This window comes from Pseudomonas sp. Q12-87 (genome assembly GCF_001269755.1).
Classification (GTDB): Bacteria; Pseudomonadota; Gammaproteobacteria; order Pseudomonadales; family Pseudomonadaceae; genus Aquipseudomonas; species Aquipseudomonas fluorescens_S.
The window spans coordinates 264206-282297 of sequence record NZ_LHVI01000022.1 but is presented as its reverse complement, the minus strand read 5'-3'; the positions used below and the strand labels follow the sequence as shown (position 1 = coordinate 282297).

The window sequence follows — 18092 nt, the reverse complement described above, 5'->3', positions numbered from 1 at the left end:
GGCGTGGACCGACGATCTATCGCGAACTGCGGGCCTTGGGGGCCAGCGCCCAAACCGCACGGAAAGTGGCGGCTAACTCACGTAGTTGGTGGCGTAATAGCCGCTTTGAGCTTAACCGAGTGCTGGATGTGGCATGGTTCGACAGGCTGGGTCTGGTGCGACTCTCATAACCTCAATCTCTCGAACCGCCCGGTGCGGACCCGCATGCCGGGTGGTGTGGCAGGGGAGCGGCCTATGAAGGCCGCCCCCTATGCCGATTGGAAAATCTTAGGTAGCGAGTCACCCGTGGCGAGGGAGCTTGCTCCCGTTGGGCGCGAAGCGACCCCAAAAGCGACGACTGCTGCGCAGCCGAGCGGGAGCAAGCTCCCTCGCCACAGGGGCTGTCCTGTCCAGGCAAGAGGCCAGTTGCGAAGTCCAGCTGGCTTTTTCATTTTCCGCCCCCATAACCAACAGCATCGCTGCCTCAGGTGAAAACAGCGGGTATGCTGGTGGCCTGCCGAAGGAGATAGAAATGGCCTACGATTTTGACTTGTATGTGATTGGCGCCGGTTCCGGTGGTGTACGGGCTGCACGGTTCGCCGCCGGTTTCGGGGCGAAAGTGGCCGTGGCGGAAAGTCGCTACCTGGGCGGCACCTGCGTGAACGTGGGTTGTGTGCCGAAAAAGCTGCTGGTCTACGGCGCGCATTACGCTGAGGATTTCGAGCAGGCGTCGGCCTATGGCTGGACGGCGGGAAAGGCGAGTTTCGACTGGGCCACGTTGATCGCCAACAAGGACCGCGAGATCAATCGCCTCAACGGGATTTATCGCAACCTGCTGGTCAACAGCGGCGTGGTGCTACACGAGGGGCATGCCAGGCTGACCGGGCCCAACGAGGTCGAGATCAACGGCCAGCGCCACACCGCCCGGCACATCCTGATCGCCACGGGCGGCTGGCCGGTGATCCCGGACATTCCGGGGCGCGAGCATGCCATCAGTTCCAACGAGGCGTTTTTCCTCAAGGACCTGCCCAAGCGTGTGATTGTCGTCGGTGGCGGCTACATCGCGGTGGAGTTCGCAGGGATCTTCCACGGCATGGGCGCGCAGGCGTCCTTGCTGTATCGCGGTGAGCTGTTCCTGCGCGGCTTTGACGGTGCGGTGCGCAAGCATCTGGCGGAGGAACTGACCCGCCGGGGCCTGGACCTGCAATTCAATGCTGACATCGAGCGCATCGACAAACAGGACGATGGCAGCCTTAAGGTGACACTCAAGGACGGTCGCATATTGCTCACCGACTGTGTGTTCTACGCCACCGGTCGGCGGCCGATGCTCGACAATCTCGGCCTGGAAAACACCGCTGTCACGCTGGATGAAAAGGGCTTTGTCCAGGTCAACGAAAAATACGAGACCACTGAGCCATCGATCCTGGCCATCGGCGATGTGATCGGTCGTGTCCAGCTCACGCCCGTGGCCCTGGCCGAGGGCATGGCGGTTGCGCGGCGTTTGTTCAAGCCCGAGCAGTATCGCCTGGTGGATTACCGCATGATTCCCACGGCCGTGTTCAGCCTGCCGAATATCGGTACGGTTGGGTTGACCGAAGAGCAGGCGCGGGAGGAGGGGCATGAGGTGCAGGTGTTCGAAAGCCGCTTCCGGCCGATGAAGCTCACCCTGACCGAATGCCAGGAACGCACCTTGATGAAGGTCGTGGTGGATGCCCAAACCGATAAGGTGCTGGGTTGCCACATGGTCGGGCCGGATGCCGGGGAAATTGTCCAAGGCTTGGCCATCGCGTTGAAAGCGGGCGCCACCAAGCGTGATTTCGACGAAACCATCGGCGTGCATCCGACCGCCGCCGAGGAATTCGTGACCATGCGTACGCCCACCGCCTGACCCTATCTGTAGGCGCTGGAGACTTTTCTCGCGCCTACAGATTTCTTCTATCTATATAGATTCCTGATAGCCAAAACCAATCATTTACATGAGGTTTGCCAATGAGCCAGCCCGGGAATGAATGAGTAAGATTCCTCCATCAACTTTTCAAACCCTGATGGAGAAACATCGATGCCTATCATCAACAGCCAAGTTAAACCGTTCAACGCTACCGCCTTCAAAAACGGCGCATTCGTCGAAGTATCGGACGCCGACCTGAAAGGCAAGTGGTCCGTCGTGTTCTTCTACCCAGCTGACTTCACCTTCGTTTGCCCAACCGAGCTGGAAGACCTGGCCGACAACTACGCCGAATTCCAGAAACTGGGCGTCGAGGTCTACAGCGTTTCGACCGATACCCATTTTGCCCACGCAGCCTGGCACAACACCTCGCCAGCCATCGGCAAGATCCAGTACACCATGATTGGCGACCCGACCCACGTGATCTCCCGCAACTTCGACGTGCTGATCGAAGAAGTCGGCCTGGCTGACCGCGGTACCTTCGTGATCAACCCTGAAGGCCAGATCAAGATCGTTGAAATCAACGACGGCGGCGTAGGCCGTGACGCCTCCGAGCTGCTGCGCAAGGTCAAGGCCGCTCAGTACGTTGCCGCTCACCCGGGCGAAGTCTGCCCAGCCAAGTGGAAAGAAGGCGAGGCCACCCTGGCTCCGTCCCTGGACCTGGTTGGCAAGATCTAAGACCGTGAGTCCTTTGAGGGCGGTCACCCGCACTTAAACAAGCCGCACCGCCCCCAAAAAACGCCCGGGCGAGATTTGCTCGGGCGTTGTTTTTTCTGAAATTCAAACATGGAAATCGCCCGTATGTTGGACGCCAATCTTAAAGCTCAGTTGAAGTCTTACCTGGAACGGGTCACCCAGCCGATCGAGATCGTTGCATCCCTCGACGACGGTGCGAAATCCCAGGAAATGCTTGCGTTACTTAAAGACGTTGCCAGTCTTTCCAGCCAGATTACCTTGCTCGACAACGGCACCGATGCGCGCACGCCATCGTTTTCGTTGAATCGCCCGGGAGCCGATATCAGCCTGCGTTTTGCCGGCATTCCCATGGGCCACGAATTCACTTCGTTGGTGCTGGCCTTGCTGCAAGTTGGTGGCCACCCCTCGAAGGCCAGTGTCGAAGTGATCGAACAGATCCGCGCCCTCAAAGGCGAGTTCCACTTCGAGACTTATTTCTCGCTGTCCTGCCAGAACTGCCCGGACGTGGTCCAGGCGCTGAACTTGATGGCCGTGTTGAACCCGAACGTTCACCACGTTGCAATCGACGGTGCGCTGTTCCAGGCCGAAGTCGATGAGCGCCAGATCATGGCCGTGCCAAGCGTTTACCTGAACGGCGTGAACTTCGGCCAGGGCCGCATGGGCCTGGAAGAGATCCTTGCCAAGATCGACACCAGCGGCATCGAACGCCAGGCCGAGAAAATCAGCGCCAAGGATGCCTTTGATGTGCTGGTGGTCGGCGGTGGCCCAGCGGGGGCTTCGGCGGCGATCTACGCGGCCCGTAAAGGCATTCGCACCGGTGTGGCAGCCGAGCGTTTCGGCGGCCAGGTGCTGGACACCATGGCCATCGAGAACTTCATCTCAGTCCAGGAAACCGAAGGGCCGAAACTGGCCGTTGCCCTGGAAGAACACGTCAAGCAGTACGACGTGGACATCATGAACCTGCAACGCGCCGATGCATTGCTACCCGGCAAGGAAGGCGCACTGCACGAAGTCAAGTTCGCCAGTGGTGCGAGCCTGAAGGCCCGGACCGTGATCCTGGCGACCGGCGCCCGCTGGCGTGAAATGAACGTGCCGGGCGAGCAGCAGTACCGCAACAAGGGCGTGGCCTACTGCCCGCACTGCGATGGTCCGTTGTTCAAGGGCAAGCGCGTGGCGGTGATTGGCGGTGGTAACTCCGGCGTCGAAGCGGCCATCGACCTCGCGGGTATCGTGGCCCATGTCACCTTGCTGGAGTTCGATGTGCAATTGCGCGCCGACGCGGTATTGCAACGCAAGCTGCACAGCCTGCCGAACGTGACGGTGATTACCAACGCCCAGACCACCGAAGTGACGGGGGATGGCCAGAAGGTTACCGGCTTGCGCTACAAGGACCGTCCAAGCGGTGAGGTGCGCGACGTAGCACTGGAAGGGATCTTTGTGCAGATCGGCCTGCTGCCCAACACCGATTGGCTCAAAGGCACCGTCGAGCTCTCGCCCCGTGGCGAGATCATCGTCGACGCCCGGGGTGAAACATCGATCCCTGGCGTGTTCGCCGCCGGTGACGTGACCACCGTGCCGTACAAGCAGATCGTGATCGCCGTCGGTGAAGGGGCCAAGGCTTCGCTGAGCGCCTTCGATCACTTGATCCGCACCTCTGCGCCGGCCTAAGCAGCCGACAGCGGAAAAAACAAAACCCCATGGGCCTTGGCTCATGGGGTTTTTTATCACCCATTATTCTGTAGGAGCGAGCTTACTCGCGAGGACGGTGGGCCAGCTTGCATCAATACTGAATGTGCTGCCTTCATCGCGAGCAAGTTCGCTCCCAATGGGCATCAGTCCCGTTACAGCGGTGCTGGCTGGATGATTTCGACCCAGTAGCCATCCGGGTCCTTGATGAAGGCCAGGCTTTTCATGCGGCCGTCGGTCAGGCGCTTTTGGAAGTCGCAGCCCAGTGCTTCGAAGCGCTCGCAGGCGGCGACGATGTCCGGGACCGAGATGCAGATGTGGCCGAACCCGCGCGGGTCAGTGTTGCCGTTGTGGTAGGCGAACGCCGGGTCGGTTTCGGTGCCGTGGTTGTGGGTCAGTTCCAGGATGCCGGGAATCGATTTCATCCATTCGGTACGGGCCGCGGCATCCGCTGGAATCTGGTTCTTGTCCACCAGGGCGAGGAAATACAGGCTGAATTCGGCTTCCGGGAAGTCGCGTTTTTCCACCAGGGAGAAACCCAGTACCCGGGTGTAGAAATCCAGGGACTTGGTAATGTCCTTGACCCGCAACATGGTGTGGTTGAAAACGAATTTGGCCGTGGCGACGTCGGGTTGGGCGGTGACGCCGGGAAAAGTATTGAGTTCGTGCAGGCTCATGGGCCCTCCGGAAATGAAGTGGGGCAAACGGCGCCGCAACCTGGCTGCGACGGTTCCTTGGCTTGCGCTGGGCGGCTTCCTTGCAGGTGCGACCATGATACGCAAGGGGCGTGGCATCGCCAAACCGCATGTGGCTATTGCCTGGTTCTGCCTCGGGCTTCAGACTTCACGATTCGTCCCTGAGTACCCATGCAATGATTCGACTGTTCCTTTCGCTGTTTGTCCTGCTGTCTGCCGCTGTCGCCAGTGGTGCCCCGGCGACCGAACCGCAGGTCACATGGCCGCAGGGGTGGATCGTCGAACCGTTGTCTTCCGACGCCACTGCTCCGCAGGGCATGCCGGCGGCCCAGCGACAACGGGCGACCAAGAGTGATCCGGCAGGTAACGCCGTGATGGTCATGGAACTGACCACGACTCCCGTCGAGCCCGATCATCAGGTCAACTTGGAAGGCGTGTTGCTGGAAATGCGCAAGTCGATCCAGAAGGATTTTTTCCAGGGCGGTTACCAAAGTGTGTGCACTAAAATCCACCCTTCCATGTTAGGCGGCGTAACTGCATTGGAAACCACTTGCACAATCACGCAGAACGGACGACATGTATTGTCCCAGGCACTCGTTGCGGCACTAAATGAGGGCAAGGCGTATGTGCTGTCCTATGCAGGACAGGCGCAGGTCTTTGTTGAAAGCCAGGATGAAATACAGTCAGTACGCAACAGCCTGAAACTCTAAGGCTTGCAGCGTTATACCTTGGGATTAATCCCAAAGTTCAGCCCCATGAAAAAGCCCCGAATGTACTCGGGGCTTTTTTGCATCGCCGCAGCTTTCAACCACGCAACCATGAATCGACGGTGGCGGCGCCGTATTGTTCCTTCCAGGCTTTCAGGCCGCGGTGGTTGCCGCCCTTGGTCTCGATCAACTCGCCGGTGTGCGGGTTCTGGTAGACCTTTACCACGCGGGCACGGCGGGTCTTGACGGGCTTGTTCGACTGCAGGTTGGTCTTGGACGGGTTCGGGTCAAGGATCGCGACGATGTCGCGCAGGCTCTTGCCGTAGGTCTTCATCAAGCCCTGGAGCTTCTCTTCAAATTCGATTTCCTTCTTGAGCCCTGCATCGTTCTTCAGTGATTCCAGCTGCTTGAGCTGTTCTTGAAGGGCCTTTTCGGCTGCACGAAATTCAGCGAGTCTGGACAAAATCGTTACTCCAATCAGAATATTTGGCTGATACCAACCGCAAACAAAGCTATAAGCCAAGCGCCTTGAAGCGACTCGGTGATAATGAATCTCCTGCTATTGATCACAGGTAAAAAAATTGTAGTAGTTAAACCGATAAGTGTAAATCGTAACTTTTTCGTTATGTAACAAAGAGCGAGCTTTTTATCAGTTGGCCTGTGCTCGTCAATAGATCGGCGGCGGCTTAATGCCATTTAGTCGGGCTACCGCCTCAATGAAATCCTCTGCGCTAATAGGGCGGTCAAATTGATAACCCTGCAGAAAGTTCACCCCATGGGGCGGCCAGGTAGTCACTTTGTTCGGCGGTTTCGAGCTGACTGAACAACTGCTGAGTAAGCGGCGTAGGTTCGATCAGCTCGCGCTCGGTCAACTCCAGCACCCATGCAATCGAGCCCGCTGGGTGGACCCGTTGGCCCATGTTTGGCTGACCCGACGCTTTCGCGAGCAAGCTCGCCCCCAGGTTCGATGTTGTATCGGAATTACTGTCGGGCCAGCTCGATGAACGCCAGCGTGGCAGGGGAGGCCTGGCGGCTGTCCAATACGGCGAGGCCGATCTGCCGCGGTACTCGTGGCGACAATGGCCGTGCGACGAAACCCGGGTTGTCGCCCTCCGGCAGCGAGCCTTCGGAAACCACGCTCACCGCCTCGCCACGCCGGACCACATCCAAGGTGCTAAGCAGCTGTGCGCAGCGAAAGCGCACGTTCGGTGTCAGCCGGGCGGCATTGAACAGCCGCGAAACCAGCTCCGACGATCCGGCCTCGGTGAGCACGAAGGGATCGCTGCACAGGTCCTTGAGACTCAGGCTGGCCTGGGCGGCGAGGGGATGGGCGGTGGGCAGCAGGGCAACCATCTGGTCTTCCAACAACGGGAATGTATCGAAACGGTCCTCGGGCAGCACCACGAAGCCAACGTCGATTCGCCGCTCGTCCAGCCATTGGATGACTTGCCGATCCGGCCCCTCGTCGATGTGCACTTCGATACCCGGATGCATGGCGCGGTAGCGTCGCAGGATGGCCGGCAACAGCTTCATCGAAGACGTTGGCCCGAACGAGCCGATGCGCAAGGTGCCACGGCGCATGCCACGGGCGTCGGCGGCTTCCTGGCGCAAGGTGTTGGCCAGGCCGAGCATGGCCCGGGCCCGCAACAGCAATTGCTCGCCGATGTCGCTGAGTTCCACGTGGGATTGATGGCGCCTGAGCAAATCCACTCCCAGCTCTTGCTCCAGTGACTTGATGGCATGGGACACCGCTGATTGGCCGATACCCAGTCGTGTGGCCGCAGCGGTAAAGCCACGCAGCTCGGCGACCAGGGAGAAGATTTCGAGTTGGGTGAGGGTCATGAGTGATTACTCATTTTACGATGATTAAACATGAGTCGGACAATACGGTATCTGCACAATGCGCGTCACTGTGGTGAATCATGAAAACGGTCGAACAAGCTCTTCCCATATCTTCAGACCTGCCGGTCTACCTGAAGCTCGCCATGGTCACCATGATCTGGGGCGGGACTTTCGTGGCCGGCAGGATTCTGTCCGACGCCTTGGCACCGCTGCTCGCCGCCAGCCTGCGCTTTCTGCTCGCCAGCCTCGCGCTGCTGTTATTCCTTGCGCTGGCGCGGGTCCCGCTGGTCAGGCCCAGCGCCAGGCAGTTGCTGCAATTGGCCACGCTGGGGTTCTTCGGCATCTTTTTTTATAACCTGTGCTTTTTCTATGGCTTGCGATACATCAACGCGTCGCGGGCCTCGCTGATCGTGGCCCTGAACCCGGCCGTGATCGGGCTGGCGTCCTGGTGGTTGTTCAAGGAACGGCTGGGCCGTTTGAAAGTGGCGGGTATCGTATTGTGCATCGGCGGGGCGGGATTGGTGATCGTCAGCCGTGATCCGTCCTTGTTGCAGGACGCAGCGCAGGGCTGGATCGGCGATCTGTTGATTTTCGGCTGCGTGCTGGGCTGGGGCGTCTACTCACTGTTTTCCAGAAGCCTGAACGACAGCCTGGGTCCGTTGCAGACCGTGACGTGGTCGATTCTGCTGGGTACGCTGATGTTGTGGCTGGCCTGCGGGGCTACCGGCGAGATTGGCCTCGAACCCTTGCGCGGGTTGGACATTCGCCAATGGCTGAGCCTGCTCTATCTCGGCGTGTTGGGGTCGGCCCTGGCGTACATCGCCTGGTACGACGGCATTCGCCGCATCGGCGCAACCCGTTCGGGTGTGTTCATTGCGCTCAACCCATTGACGGCGGTGCTGTTGGGAGCGCTGCTGTTGGACGAACGGTTCACGTCGCTGATGTGCCTGGGTGGCGGGTTGATCCTGGCAGGCATTTTCCTGTGCAACAAACCCCTTGCGCGGTCGGCGGAAAAGGCGATTTGATACAGGAGGCGGACAAATCCGGTTACGCTGTGTAGAATCGATTTACGCATATAAGAATAACGTCTTCTGGCAGCAGAAGCCTCGCCCGCGAGAGCCTTGGGTCGACAATGAAGATACTTGGGTTTCAACTGATCTACGGCGATTTCCTCGCCCGCAGCGTTCGCGGTATCTCCTGCGCGCCACCGCATGCCCTCGACATGACTAGCAACTAACGTTTTTCTGTTAATTGATAAGAATAATGAGGCGCCGACATGGCCGATCTATACGAAAACCCAATGGGCCTGATGGGCTTTGAATTCATCGAGTTCGCATCGCCGACTCCCAACACCCTGGAGCCGATCTTCGAGATCATGGGCTTCACCAAGGTGGCCACCCACCGCTCCAAGGACGTGCACCTGTATCGCCAGGGCGCGATCAACCTGATCCTCAACAACGAACCCCACAGCGTGGCGTCTTACTTTGCGGCCGAGCACGGCCCGTCGGTATGCGGCATGGCGTTCCGGGTCAAGGATTCGCAAAAAGCCTTCAAGCGTGCCTTGGAACTCGGTGCCCAGCCGATCCACATCGAGACCGGCCCGATGGAGCTGAACCTTCCGGCGATCAAGGGCATCGGCGGCGCGCCGCTGTACCTGATCGACCGTTTCGGCGATGGCAGCTCGATCTATGACATCGACTTCGTGTTTCTTGAAGGCGTCGACCGCAACCCGGTGGGCGCAGGCCTGAAAATCATCGACCACCTGACCCACAACGTCTATCGCGGGCGCATGGCCTACTGGGCCGGCTTCTACGAGAAACTGTTCAACTTCCGCGAGATCCGTTACTTCGACATCAAGGGCGAATACACCGGCCTGACCTCCAAGGCCATGACCGCCCCGGATGGCATGATCCGCATCCCGCTGAACGAAGAATCGTCCAAGGGCGCCGGGCAGATCGAAGAGTTCCTGATGCAGTTCAACGGCGAGGGCATCCAGCACGTGGCTTTCCTGACCGACGACCTGATCAAGACCTGGGACCAGCTCAAGGGCATCGGCATGCGCTTCATGACCGCGCCGCCGGACACCTACTACGAAATGCTCGAAGGCCGCCTGCCGAACCATGGCGAACCGGTGGACGAACTGCAAGCGCGGGGCATCTTGCTGGACGGTGCTTCGGAGCAGGGCGACAAGCGCCTGTTGCTGCAAATCTTCTCGGAAACCCTGATGGGGCCGGTGTTCTTCGAATTCATCCAGCGCAAGGGCGACGATGGCTTCGGCGAAGGCAACTTCAAAGCACTGTTCGAATCCATCGAGCGGGACCAGGTGCGTCGTGGCGTGCTGGCGACCGAGTAATACCTGAGCCCAAAAAAAGCCCGCCCGGCAGTGATGCCGGGCGGGCTTTTTGTTGAACGACAAGGCCCAGGGTGGGAGCGGGCTTGCTCGCGAAAGCGGAGTATCAGTCGATACCATGGTGCCTGACACTCCGATTTCGCGAGCAAGCCCGCTCCCACAGGTTCGGTGGAGGCCTCAAGCCCTGCGCCGCTGCCGCACCAGATGCTTGAACCCTTCGAATACCAGCACCGCCACCGCCATCCAGATCGGGATGTAGGTCAGCCATTCACCGGTCTTGATGCTTTCGCCCAACAGCAGCGCCACGCCCAGCAGCAGCACCGGTTCGACATAACTCAACAAGCCGAACAGGCTGAACGGCAGCAGCCGACTGGCGACGATGTACGAGACCAGGGCAGAAGCGCTGATGACCCCGAGCAACGGGATGAGCAGCGACAGCCACGGGTACTGGTCGAACACGGCGAATCCTTGTTCACCGCTTTGCACGAACCAGAGTGCCACGGGCAGCATCAGCGTCATGTCCAGCCAGAGCCCGCCGAGGTTATCGGTCTTGAGACGTTTGCGCAGGATGAAATAGATCGGGTAGCCGATCACCACCAGCAAGGTCGCCCAGGAGAACCCGCCCACTTGGTACAACTCGTTGAACACCCCGAGGATGGCAAAGAACACGGCGACTTTTTGCAAATAGGAAAGCCGTTCGCCGTAGACGATGCGGCCGGTCAGGACCATCGACAGTGGCAACAGGAAATACCCCAGCGATACGTCCAGGCTGTAGCCGTTGAGCGGTGCCCACATGAATAGCCACAACTGGGCGCCCATCAGCGCCGAAGAGGCCATTGCGCCGATCAGCAGCCGCGGCGTGGCGATCAGTCGCCGGACCAGCGCCGTGACAAGTCCCCACTCCCGCGCAACCAGCATGAATGCGGTCATGCACGGCATCGTCAGCAGCATGCGCCAGCCGAAAATCTCCACGCCGGTCAGGGGCGAGAGCAGCGAGGTGTAGTAATACATGACGGCGAACAGGGCAGAGGCCGAGACCGATAGAGCGATGCCTTTGGACACGGATGCCTCTTATTATTGATGGGGTTGGAGCACCGTAAAGTGCGAGTTGATGTGTGGCGAGGGAGCTTGCTCCCGCTCGGCTGCGAAGCGGCCGCAACTTAAGGGTCCGCTTCGCGGCCCAGCGGGAGCAAGCTCCCTCGCCACGTTGGTTGTTTCGATGAATGATTATGACGTGCGCGGCACTCGCCCCGGCACGAAATGGCTAACGTCGTTGAACCCTGGCGTCGAAGCATGCCCCGGCGTCACCAGCGAATCGATGAAGGCTTCATCTTCCGCCGTGATCTGCACGGCCTGCGCCTTGGTGTACGAATCCCACTGCTGCTCGGTGCGCGGTCCGACGATGGCTGAGGTCACGGCCCGGTTGTTCAACACCCAGGCAATGGCGAATTCGACGATGCCCACGCCCCGGCCCTGGGTGTATTGGAGAATTTGCTGGGCAATGCGCAGGGACTCGACCCGCCATTCGGTTTCCAGGATGCGCTTGTCCTGGCGGCCGGCGCGGCTGTTGGCGTCCGGTGCCACGTCTGGCGCGTACTTGCCGCTGAGCACGCCTCGGGCCAGGGGGCTGAAGGGCACCACGCCGAGGCCGTAATTCTGCGCGGCGGTGATTTGCTCGGTTTCCGCCTGGCGGTTGACGATGTTGTACAGCGGCTGACTGATCACCGGCCGGTCGATGCCCAGGCTGTCGGCGATCCGAATCACCTCGGCGATGCGCCAGCCACGGTAGTTCGACAGGCCCCAGTAGCGGATCTTGCCCTGGCGAATCAAATCGCCAATGGCCGATACGGTGACGTGCAACGGCGTGTTGTGGTCTTCGCGGTGCAGGTAGTAGATGTCCAGGTAGTCGGTGCCCAGGCGCGTGAGGCTGGCCTCGATGCCGTTGAACAAGTGCTTGCGGCTCAGGCCGCTGCGGTTGGGCACGCCGTCCGCCGGGCCGAAGCCGACCTTGGTGGCCAGCACCCATTCCTGGCGATGGCTGGCGATCGCCTCGCCGACAATCTCTTCGGAGCGACCGTTGCTGTACACGTCGGCCGTGTCGATGAAATTGATGCCCTGGTCCCAGGCCTTGCCGATGATCCGCAGCGAGTCCTCGGTGCTGGTCTGCTCGCCGAACATCATGGTGCCCAGGGTCAGCGTCGAGACTTGCAACCCGGATTGGCCTAGCGTGCGGTAACTCATGACAAGATCCTTTCATCCATGGGAAAGGCCCAATCAAACCCCAGAACAGGCGCACGGATCAAACAGATTTCTCGAACACCCCAAATCACTTGTGGGAGCGGGCTTGCTCGCGAAGGCGATGAACCAGCCTATAAAGATGTTGGCTGACCTGACGCAATCGCGAGCAAGCGCGCTCCCATAGGGAAAAAGAGTGTCAGGCTCGCAGGGTGCGGGTCATGCGCAACGCCAGCAGGCTGCCGCAGACAATCACGCCCGCCAGCACGTACAACGCGGCGTCGGTCGAGCCGGTGGCGTCCTTGACCCAGCCCACCAGGTACGGGCTGAGGAAACCGGCCATCTGGCCCATGGAATTGATCAGCGCCAGCCCACCGGCGGCCGCGCCGGCGCTGAGCAGGGCGGTGGGCACCGGCCAGAACATCGGCAGGCCGGTGAGGGCGCCCATGGTGGCGATGGACAAGCCGATGATGGCGATGGCCGGCGTGGTGGCGAAATTGACAGCGATGAGCAGTCCGGCCGCGCCCATCAGCATCGGCACCACCAGGTGCCAGCGACGTTCCTTGCGCAGATCCGCCGAGCGGCCCACCAACAACATGAACACCGCCGCCAGCAGGTACGGAATCGCGCTCAGCCAGCCGATCACCAGGTTATCGCTGAAGCCCAGGCTCTTGATGATCGACGGCAGCCAGAAGTTGATCGCGTAGACGCCGCTCTGAATGCAGAAATACACCAGGCCAAAGGCCCAGATCGCCGGGTTCTTGAACACTGCCAGCAGCGAGTCGGTGGTGGTTTTCGGCTTGTTGGCCAGGTCTTCGGCATGGTCGGCGGTGAGCACGGCGCGTTCCTGATCGGTCAGCCACTTGGCGTTGGCGAAGGTGTCGCTGAGCAGGAAAAACGCCAGGGCGCCAAGAATCACCGTCGGGATGCCCTGGAGCAGGAACATCCACTGCCAGCCGGCCAGACCGCCCTGGCCTGCGCCGAAATGGTTGAGGATCCAGCCGGAAAACGGACTGCCCAACAAGCCGGACACCGGAATGGCGGACATGAACAACGCCATGATCCGGCCCCGTCGGAACGTCGGGAACCATTGCGAGAGGTACAGCACCACGCCCGGGAAGAACCCGGCTTCGGCTGCGCCGGTGAACAGCCGCAAGGTATAGAACTCGGTGGGGGTGGTGACGAACAGCAGGCAGGTCGACAGCGTGCCCCAAGTGACCATCATCAAGGCGATCCAGCGCCGCGGGCCGAATTTGGTCAGGGCCAGGTTGCTCGGTACGCCACACAGCACGTAGCCGATGAAGAAAATTCCGGCGCCGAGGCCGTACACGGTTTCGCTGAATTTCAACGCGTCGAGCATCTGCAACTTGGCGAAGCCAACGTTGACGCGGTCGAGGTAGTTGAACAGGTAGCAGATGAAGATGAACGGGATCAAACGCAGGGTGATGCGTTTGTAGACCGTATTCTTTTCGTCGGGGGTAGCCAGGAATGCAGCTGCGCTCTGGGACATGGCGGGTCTCTCTTTATTATGATTTTTGCGAGCCAAGGGGTAACGTTGACCGCCCCTTGAGTCTCGGCCAGCCCAAGGTCCCGTGTCTTTGTGCCTGGGCACAGGGTTTGAATGCAGACCCTGTGCGCCTGACCAATCGCGTGGCGCATCCTACTCAAAACAATAATGCCGCTTGCAAGGAACACCGCCCATGTTCGAACTCGATCACGACCTGGCGCAGGACATCGTCGACCGGGCGATGGCGATCCTGCCGTATAACGTCAACGTCATGGACAACCAGGGCCTGATCCTCGGCAGCGGTGAGCGCGAGCGCGTCAATACGAGGCACGAAGGTGCGCAACTGGTCCTGGCCAATGGGCGGGTGGTAGAAATCGACGAGCACACCGCGGCTCACCTCAAGGGCGTGCAGCCGGGGATCAATCTTCCGCTGATGTTTGACCAACGATTGATCGGCGTCCTCGGTATCACGGGTGAGCCTGCGCAGTTGCGTACCTATGCCGAACTGGTGCGCATGACCGCCGAAATGCTGGTGGGCCAGCGTAACCAGCAGGCCGAGCAGCAATGGCGGCGCCAGCGTTGTGACGATCTGCTGGCGTTATTGCTGGGAGACGCCGGGGACTCGCCGCGCCTGCTGGACGAAGCGCGGCAGATGGGACTCAAGCCACAGTTATCACGAGTGCCTTATCTGTTCGAACTGGGGCTGGAGCATGGGCCTGGGCAGACTGTGGAGACGCTGAGCGCCTGGCTGATGTCGCGTTACCCCGACAGTTGGTGCCTGACCTCGTCGAAATCCTCGCTGCTTTGGTGCCGCCCGGTGACCGCTTCGGTGGAAAATGAGCGGTTGCTGGCCAAGCTCGACGGGTTGGGCTGGAATATCTCGCGCGTGGCGGTGGGCGGTCAGGCCGAAGGGCTGGCGGGCCTGCGCCGTTGCTACCGAAGGGTCGGGGACTTGCTGGCTTACGGACGCGATGTGTTGCCCCAGTCACGGTTACTGGCCCTCAGCCGTTATCGCCTGCCGGTGATGCTCTGGCGCCATCGCAGCGACGACGCCCTGGACGAATTGCTGGCACCGCTGCGCAGGGTCATCGCCAAGGACAGCAACGGCCAGTTGCTCGCGACCTTGCGCAGTTGGTGTGAACACGATGGCCAGAGCCAGGCCTGCGCCGAAGCCCTGGGCATCCACCGCAACAGCCTGCGCTACCGCATGGAGCGCATTGCCGAACTCAGCGGGGTCGATCCGTTGCGGCTGGATGGGATGCTGGCGTTGTACTTGGGAGTGCAGCTGTTGCCACAAAACCCAGAGGTAGCCAAATAGCCCTGTGGGAGCGGGCTTGCTCGCGATGAGGCCACCAGCCCCTGCAGCATCCCAACCAAACCGGTGTTTGTGAAATTGAACAATAATGCCCGGTGTCTTTTGTGCGCCAGACCGGCGTCACGGCTGCGCTCAGCTGGCAGCATGCTGTGCATCGGAACCGGAGAATAATATGAAAATAATCATCGCCCCCGACTCGTTCAAGGACAGCCTCAGCGCCCAGGGTGTCGCCGATGCCATTGCCCTGGGATTGGCCCGGGTATGGCCGGATGCGCAGTTGATCAAGTGCCCGATGGCCGATGGTGGGGAAGGGACGGTGGAATCGGTGCTCGCCGCCTGCAACGGAGAATGGCGCAGCACCCGAGTTCGAGGCCCGCTGGGGGCTCCCGTCGAGGCGCGCTGGGGCTGGTTGGCCAGCAGCCGCACGGCGATCATCGAGATGGCCGAGGCCAGTGGCTTGCAGTTGGTGCCGCCAGGCCAGCGGGACGCCTGTGCCAGCAGCACCTATGGCACTGGCGAGTTGATTCGTGCCGCCCTGGATGAAGGCGCCGGGCACGTCATCCTGGCGATCGGCGGCAGCGCCACCAACGATGCCGGTGCCGGCGCGATGCAGGCCTTGGGCCTGGCCTTGCTGGATGAACACGACCAACCCCTCTCTCCCGGCGGCCTGGCCCTGGCGAAGCTGTCGCGTATCGACCTGAGTGGCCTGGACCCACGCCTGGCCCGAGTGCGCTTCGAAATCGCTGCCGATGTCGATAACCCGTTGTGCGGTCCCCACGGGGCATCGGCGGTTTTCGGCCCGCAGAAAGGCGCCTCGGCCGAGCAGGTGCAGGAACTTGATCGGGCCTTGGGGCACTTCGCCGAACACTGCGCCCAAGCCTTGGACAAGGATGTGCGCGACGAACCGGGCAGCGGCGCCGCCGGCGGCCTGGGCTTCGCAGCCAAGGCGTTCCTGGGCGCTCAATTTCGTACCGGCGTGGATGTCGTCGCCCAGCTGACTGGGTTGGCCGCTGCCATCGACGGCGCCGACCTGGTCATCACGGGCGAAGGCCGTTTCGACGCCCAGACCCTGCGCGGCAAAACCCCTTTTGGCGTGGCCCGCATCGCCCGCCAGCGCGGCGTCCCGGTGTTGGTCATCGCCGGCACGCTGGGGGAGGGTTACCAGGCGTTGTACGAGCATGGTATCGACGCAGCTTTTGCCTTGGCCAATGGCCCGATGACCCTGCAAGAGGCCTGTGCCGATGCCGCGCGCTTGTTGAGCGAGCGCGCCGAGGACATTGCACGGCTCTGGCGGGTGGCGCACCGATAAAACGGCTGGGAACCGCACACGTGGCAATGAAGCAAGCTTCCTTGCCACGCACCCCTCGGGAAATATTTTTTTACATCCCCCTGCAAAAACTCTAAAGCCCAGCCGATAACCAGTCAGGCGTACAACAATTATCCCAATCGATGCGCTTTTGGCATGGACGCTCCACCACCCCCGAGGTCTTCCCATGTCCCTACGCAGCCTGAACATCGCGCCCCGAGCCTTTCTCGGTTTCACCGTCATTGCGTTGTTGGTGATTATCCTGGGCGTCTTCGCCGCCAATCGCATGTCGGTCATCCGCCAGGCGTCACTGGACATGGAGCAGATTCAGGTACCCAGCGTCGGCTACCTCGCCAACGTGATGGAAAACGTGCTGCGTATGCGCATCCTCTCGTTCCGCATCCTGGTCAACCGGGACCCGGCCAGCCTGACGGAAGCGGACAGCCGCATCGGCGTGCTGGTGGAAAAACTGCTCAAGGCCAACAAAAGCTATGGGGCCCTGACGACTTCTCCTGAAGAGGCGGAGCTGTACAAGGCTTTTTCCGCGACGCTTGATAAATACCTGCAAGCTCAGAAAGAAATGTTGGAGCTGTCGCGCCAGGACAAGATCGAGCAGTTGCGCACTCATATTAATACGCGGATCAAGGAAGGCACCGACTTGATGGGCGAGCAGCTCAACAAGCTGATCGCGATGAGCGTGGCCAGCGCCGGCGACGCATCAGCCAAGGCAGGTGAAAACTACAACAGCGCCCTCACCGGCATTATCATCGTCTCGATCATTGCCGCGCTGGCCACTGTGGTGCTGGCGCTGCTGCTGACCCGCAGCATCGTCGCGCCGCTCAACCGGGCCTTGGAAGCCGCACGCACGATTGCCGGCGGGAACCTGGTCCAGGTTATAACCGACGATGGCAAGGACGAGCCCGGCCGCTTGCTCCAAGCCTTGGCCGCCATGCAGGGCAGCCTGCGCCAGACCATCGAGCAGATCGCCGGTTCAGCCACCCAATTGGGCGCTGCGGCCGAAGAATTGAGCGCGGTGACCCAGGAGTCTTCTCGTGGCTTGCAACAACAGCACAACGAAATCGAACAGGCCGCCACGGCTGTCAACGAAATGACCGCTGCCGTTGAGGAAGTGGCCCGTAATGCGGTGTCTACCTCCGAAGCCTCGAACCAGTCGACCCAGGCCGCCCAAGAAGGCCGCACCCGGGTGGTGGAAACCGTCGATGCGATCCAGACCATGACCCATGATGTGCAAAACACCGCGTCGATGATCGAAGGCCTGGCGGTGCAGGGCCGTGACATCGGTAAAGTACTGGATGTGATTCGCGCCATCGCCGAACAGACCAACCTGCTGGCCCTCAACGCCGCCATCGAAGCCGCCCGCGCCGGGGAGGCCGGACGCGGTTTCGCAGTGGTGGCCGACGAAGTCCGGGCCCTGGCCCATCGCACCGCGCAGTCGACCCAGGAAATCGAAAAAATGGTCGCGGGCATCCAGAACGGCACCGGCCAGGCCGTGCAATCGATGCAACAGAGCAACCAGCGCACCCAGAGCACCCTGGAAATGGCCCGGGCCGCGGGCGTAGCCCTGGAGCAGATCACTCAATCGATCCACCAGATCAACGAACGCAACCTGGTCATCGCCAGCGCGTCGGAAGAACAGGCCCAGGTCTCCCGTGAAGTGGACCGCAACCTGGTCAACATCCGCGACCTCGCCACCCAGTCGGCCAGCGGCGCGAAACAGACCAGCGACGCCACCCACGAACTGTCGCGCCTGGCGGTGGGTTTGAATGCGATGGTGGCGCGGTTTGTAATTTGAGATAGGGTTGAGGCTG

The 18092-nt window shown here is 60.9% G+C and carries 15 protein-coding genes and 3 pseudogenes; 11 read left to right on the top strand and 7 right to left on the bottom strand.

Features of this window, described 5'->3' with window-relative positions; all coding sequences use genetic code 11:
• The 4 genes and pseudogenes from AD663_RS29360 to ahpF all read left to right on the top strand — a co-directional run.
• Positions 1 to 170: pseudogene (locus AD663_RS29360) on the top strand (group II intron reverse transcriptase/maturase); the annotation flags it as partial.
• 341 nt (positions 171 to 511) lie between these two features.
• Positions 512 to 1867: a glutathione-disulfide reductase gene (gorA, locus tag AD663_RS16650; RefSeq protein WP_003182948.1), complete on the top strand. Its 1356-nt coding sequence runs from the start codon at positions 512 to 514 to the stop codon at positions 1865 to 1867.
• Positions 1868 to 2038: 171 nt separating this feature from the next.
• On the top strand, positions 2039 to 2602 hold the full coding sequence (ahpC, locus tag AD663_RS16645) for an alkyl hydroperoxide reductase subunit C (RefSeq protein WP_003182946.1): 564 nt from the start codon (positions 2039 to 2041) through the stop codon (positions 2600 to 2602).
• Between the two features lie 123 nt (positions 2603 to 2725).
• Positions 2726 to 4288 (top strand): alkyl hydroperoxide reductase subunit F, encoded by a 1563-nt coding sequence (gene ahpF / locus AD663_RS16640; protein ID WP_003182944.1) that lies wholly within the window; start codon positions 2726 to 2728, stop codon positions 4286 to 4288.
• 173 nt (positions 4289 to 4461) lie between these two features.
• Here the strand turns inward: ahpF and gloA are convergent, their stop codons facing one another.
• The gene (gloA, locus tag AD663_RS16635) at positions 4462 to 4983 is read right to left on the bottom strand and encodes a lactoylglutathione lyase (protein ID WP_003182942.1); all 522 of its coding nucleotides are present in this window, start codon (positions 4981 to 4983) and stop codon (positions 4462 to 4464) included.
• Positions 4984 to 5177: 194 nt separating this feature from the next.
• Here gloA and AD663_RS16630 point away from each other — a divergent pair, with 194 nt between their 5' ends.
• Positions 5178 to 5711, top strand: a complete 534-nt coding sequence (locus tag AD663_RS16630) for a DUF4946 domain-containing protein (RefSeq protein ID WP_003182940.1) — start codon at positions 5178 to 5180, stop codon at positions 5709 to 5711.
• Positions 5712 to 5805: 94 nt separating this feature from the next.
• Here AD663_RS16630 and AD663_RS16625 read toward each other — a convergent pair whose 3' ends face one another.
• The 3 genes and pseudogenes from AD663_RS16625 to AD663_RS16620 all read right to left on the bottom strand — a co-directional run bounded on the left by AD663_RS16625 (position 5806) and on the right by AD663_RS16620 (position 7550).
• Positions 5806 to 6171, bottom strand: coding sequence for a histone-like nucleoid-structuring protein, MvaT/MvaU family (locus AD663_RS16625; RefSeq protein WP_003182938.1), 366 nt, complete (start codon positions 6169 to 6171; stop codon positions 5806 to 5808).
• Positions 6172 to 6375: 204 nt separating this feature from the next.
• A pseudogene (locus AD663_RS29355) lies at positions 6376 to 6604 on the bottom strand (hypothetical protein); the annotation flags it as partial.
• An 85-nt stretch (positions 6605 to 6689) separates the two neighbouring features.
• A complete protein-coding gene (locus AD663_RS16620) occupies positions 6690 to 7550 on the bottom strand; it encodes a LysR family transcriptional regulator (RefSeq protein ID WP_053214174.1) in 861 nt (286 codons plus the stop codon).
• Positions 7551 to 7630: 80 nt separating this feature from the next.
• Between AD663_RS16620 and AD663_RS16615 the strand changes: the two genes are divergently transcribed.
• Positions 7631 to 8575, top strand: coding sequence for a DMT family transporter (locus AD663_RS16615; RefSeq protein ID WP_053214173.1), 945 nt, complete (start codon positions 7631 to 7633; stop codon positions 8573 to 8575).
• Positions 8576 to 8826: 251 nt separating this feature from the next.
• A complete protein-coding gene (gene hppD, locus AD663_RS16610; protein WP_003182932.1) occupies positions 8827 to 9903 on the top strand; it encodes a 4-hydroxyphenylpyruvate dioxygenase in 1077 nt (358 codons plus the stop codon).
• Between the two features lie 174 nt (positions 9904 to 10077).
• Here the strand turns inward: hppD and rarD are convergent, their stop codons facing one another.
• The 3 genes from rarD to AD663_RS16595 form a co-directional block, all read right to left on the bottom strand.
• On the bottom strand, positions 10078 to 10962 hold the full coding sequence (rarD, locus tag AD663_RS16605) for an EamA family transporter RarD (RefSeq protein WP_003182930.1): 885 nt from the start codon (positions 10960 to 10962) through the stop codon (positions 10078 to 10080).
• Positions 10963 to 11127: 165 nt separating this feature from the next.
• Positions 11128 to 12141 carry an aldo/keto reductase gene (locus AD663_RS16600; RefSeq protein ID WP_003182928.1) on the bottom strand — a complete coding sequence of 338 codons (1014 nt, stop codon included), beginning with the start codon at positions 12139 to 12141 and terminating at the stop codon, positions 11128 to 11130.
• Between the two features lie 193 nt (positions 12142 to 12334).
• Complete coding sequence (locus AD663_RS16595) at positions 12335 to 13645, bottom strand: MFS transporter (RefSeq protein WP_003182926.1); 1311 nt, start codon at positions 13643 to 13645, stop codon at positions 12335 to 12337.
• Between the two features lie 190 nt (positions 13646 to 13835).
• Between AD663_RS16595 and AD663_RS16590 the strand changes: the two genes are divergently transcribed.
• From AD663_RS16590 to AD663_RS29640, 4 genes and pseudogenes are all read left to right on the top strand, one after another.
• On the top strand, positions 13836 to 14960 hold the full coding sequence (locus AD663_RS16590) for a sugar diacid recognition domain-containing protein (RefSeq protein ID WP_003182924.1): 1125 nt from the start codon (positions 13836 to 13838) through the stop codon (positions 14958 to 14960).
• Between the two features lie 169 nt (positions 14961 to 15129).
• A complete protein-coding gene (locus AD663_RS16585; RefSeq protein ID WP_053214172.1) occupies positions 15130 to 16266 on the top strand; it encodes a glycerate kinase in 1137 nt (378 codons plus the stop codon).
• 184 nt (positions 16267 to 16450) lie between these two features.
• A pseudogene (locus tag AD663_RS29645) lies at positions 16451 to 17221 on the top strand (MCP four helix bundle domain-containing protein); the annotation flags it as partial.
• Entirely contained in the window at positions 17213 to 18076 is an 864-nt protein-coding gene (locus AD663_RS29640; protein ID WP_371261197.1) for a methyl-accepting chemotaxis protein, read from the top strand. The pseudogene AD663_RS29645 and the gene AD663_RS29640, both read left to right, overlap by 9 nt.
• Positions 18077 to 18092: the final 16 nt, after the last annotated feature.

What these genes read in the sequence shown, in the direction of transcription:
- AD663_RS29640 (WP_371261197.1), top strand. Translation starts at nt 17,213, where the DNA reads ATGCAGGGCAGCCTGCGCCAGACCATCGAGCAGATCGCCGGTTCAGCC.
- gorA (WP_003182948.1), top strand. Translation starts at nt 512, where the DNA reads ATGGCCTACGATTTTGACTTGTATGTGATTGGCGCCGGTTCCGGTGGT.
- AD663_RS16600 (WP_003182928.1), bottom strand. Translation starts at nt 12,141, where the DNA reads ATGAGTTACCGCACGCTAGGCCAATCCGGGTTGCAAGTCTCGACGCTG.
- gloA (WP_003182942.1), bottom strand. Translation starts at nt 4,983, where the DNA reads ATGAGCCTGCACGAACTCAATACTTTTCCCGGCGTCACCGCCCAACCC.
- AD663_RS16585 (WP_053214172.1), top strand. Translation starts at nt 15,130, where the DNA reads ATGAAAATAATCATCGCCCCCGACTCGTTCAAGGACAGCCTCAGCGCC.
- AD663_RS16620 (WP_053214174.1), bottom strand. Translation starts at nt 7,550, where the DNA reads ATGACCCTCACCCAACTCGAAATCTTCTCCCTGGTCGCCGAGCTGCGT.
- AD663_RS16595 (WP_003182926.1), bottom strand. Translation starts at nt 13,645, where the DNA reads ATGTCCCAGAGCGCAGCTGCATTCCTGGCTACCCCCGACGAAAAGAAT.
- hppD (WP_003182932.1), top strand. Translation starts at nt 8,827, where the DNA reads ATGGCCGATCTATACGAAAACCCAATGGGCCTGATGGGCTTTGAATTC.
- ahpC (WP_003182946.1), top strand. Translation starts at nt 2,039, where the DNA reads ATGCCTATCATCAACAGCCAAGTTAAACCGTTCAACGCTACCGCCTTC.
- ahpF (WP_003182944.1), top strand. Translation starts at nt 2,726, where the DNA reads ATGTTGGACGCCAATCTTAAAGCTCAGTTGAAGTCTTACCTGGAACGG.
- AD663_RS16630 (WP_003182940.1), top strand. Translation starts at nt 5,178, where the DNA reads ATGATTCGACTGTTCCTTTCGCTGTTTGTCCTGCTGTCTGCCGCTGTC.
- AD663_RS16590 (WP_003182924.1), top strand. Translation starts at nt 13,836, where the DNA reads ATGTTCGAACTCGATCACGACCTGGCGCAGGACATCGTCGACCGGGCG.
- AD663_RS16615 (WP_053214173.1), top strand. Translation starts at nt 7,631, where the DNA reads ATGAAAACGGTCGAACAAGCTCTTCCCATATCTTCAGACCTGCCGGTC.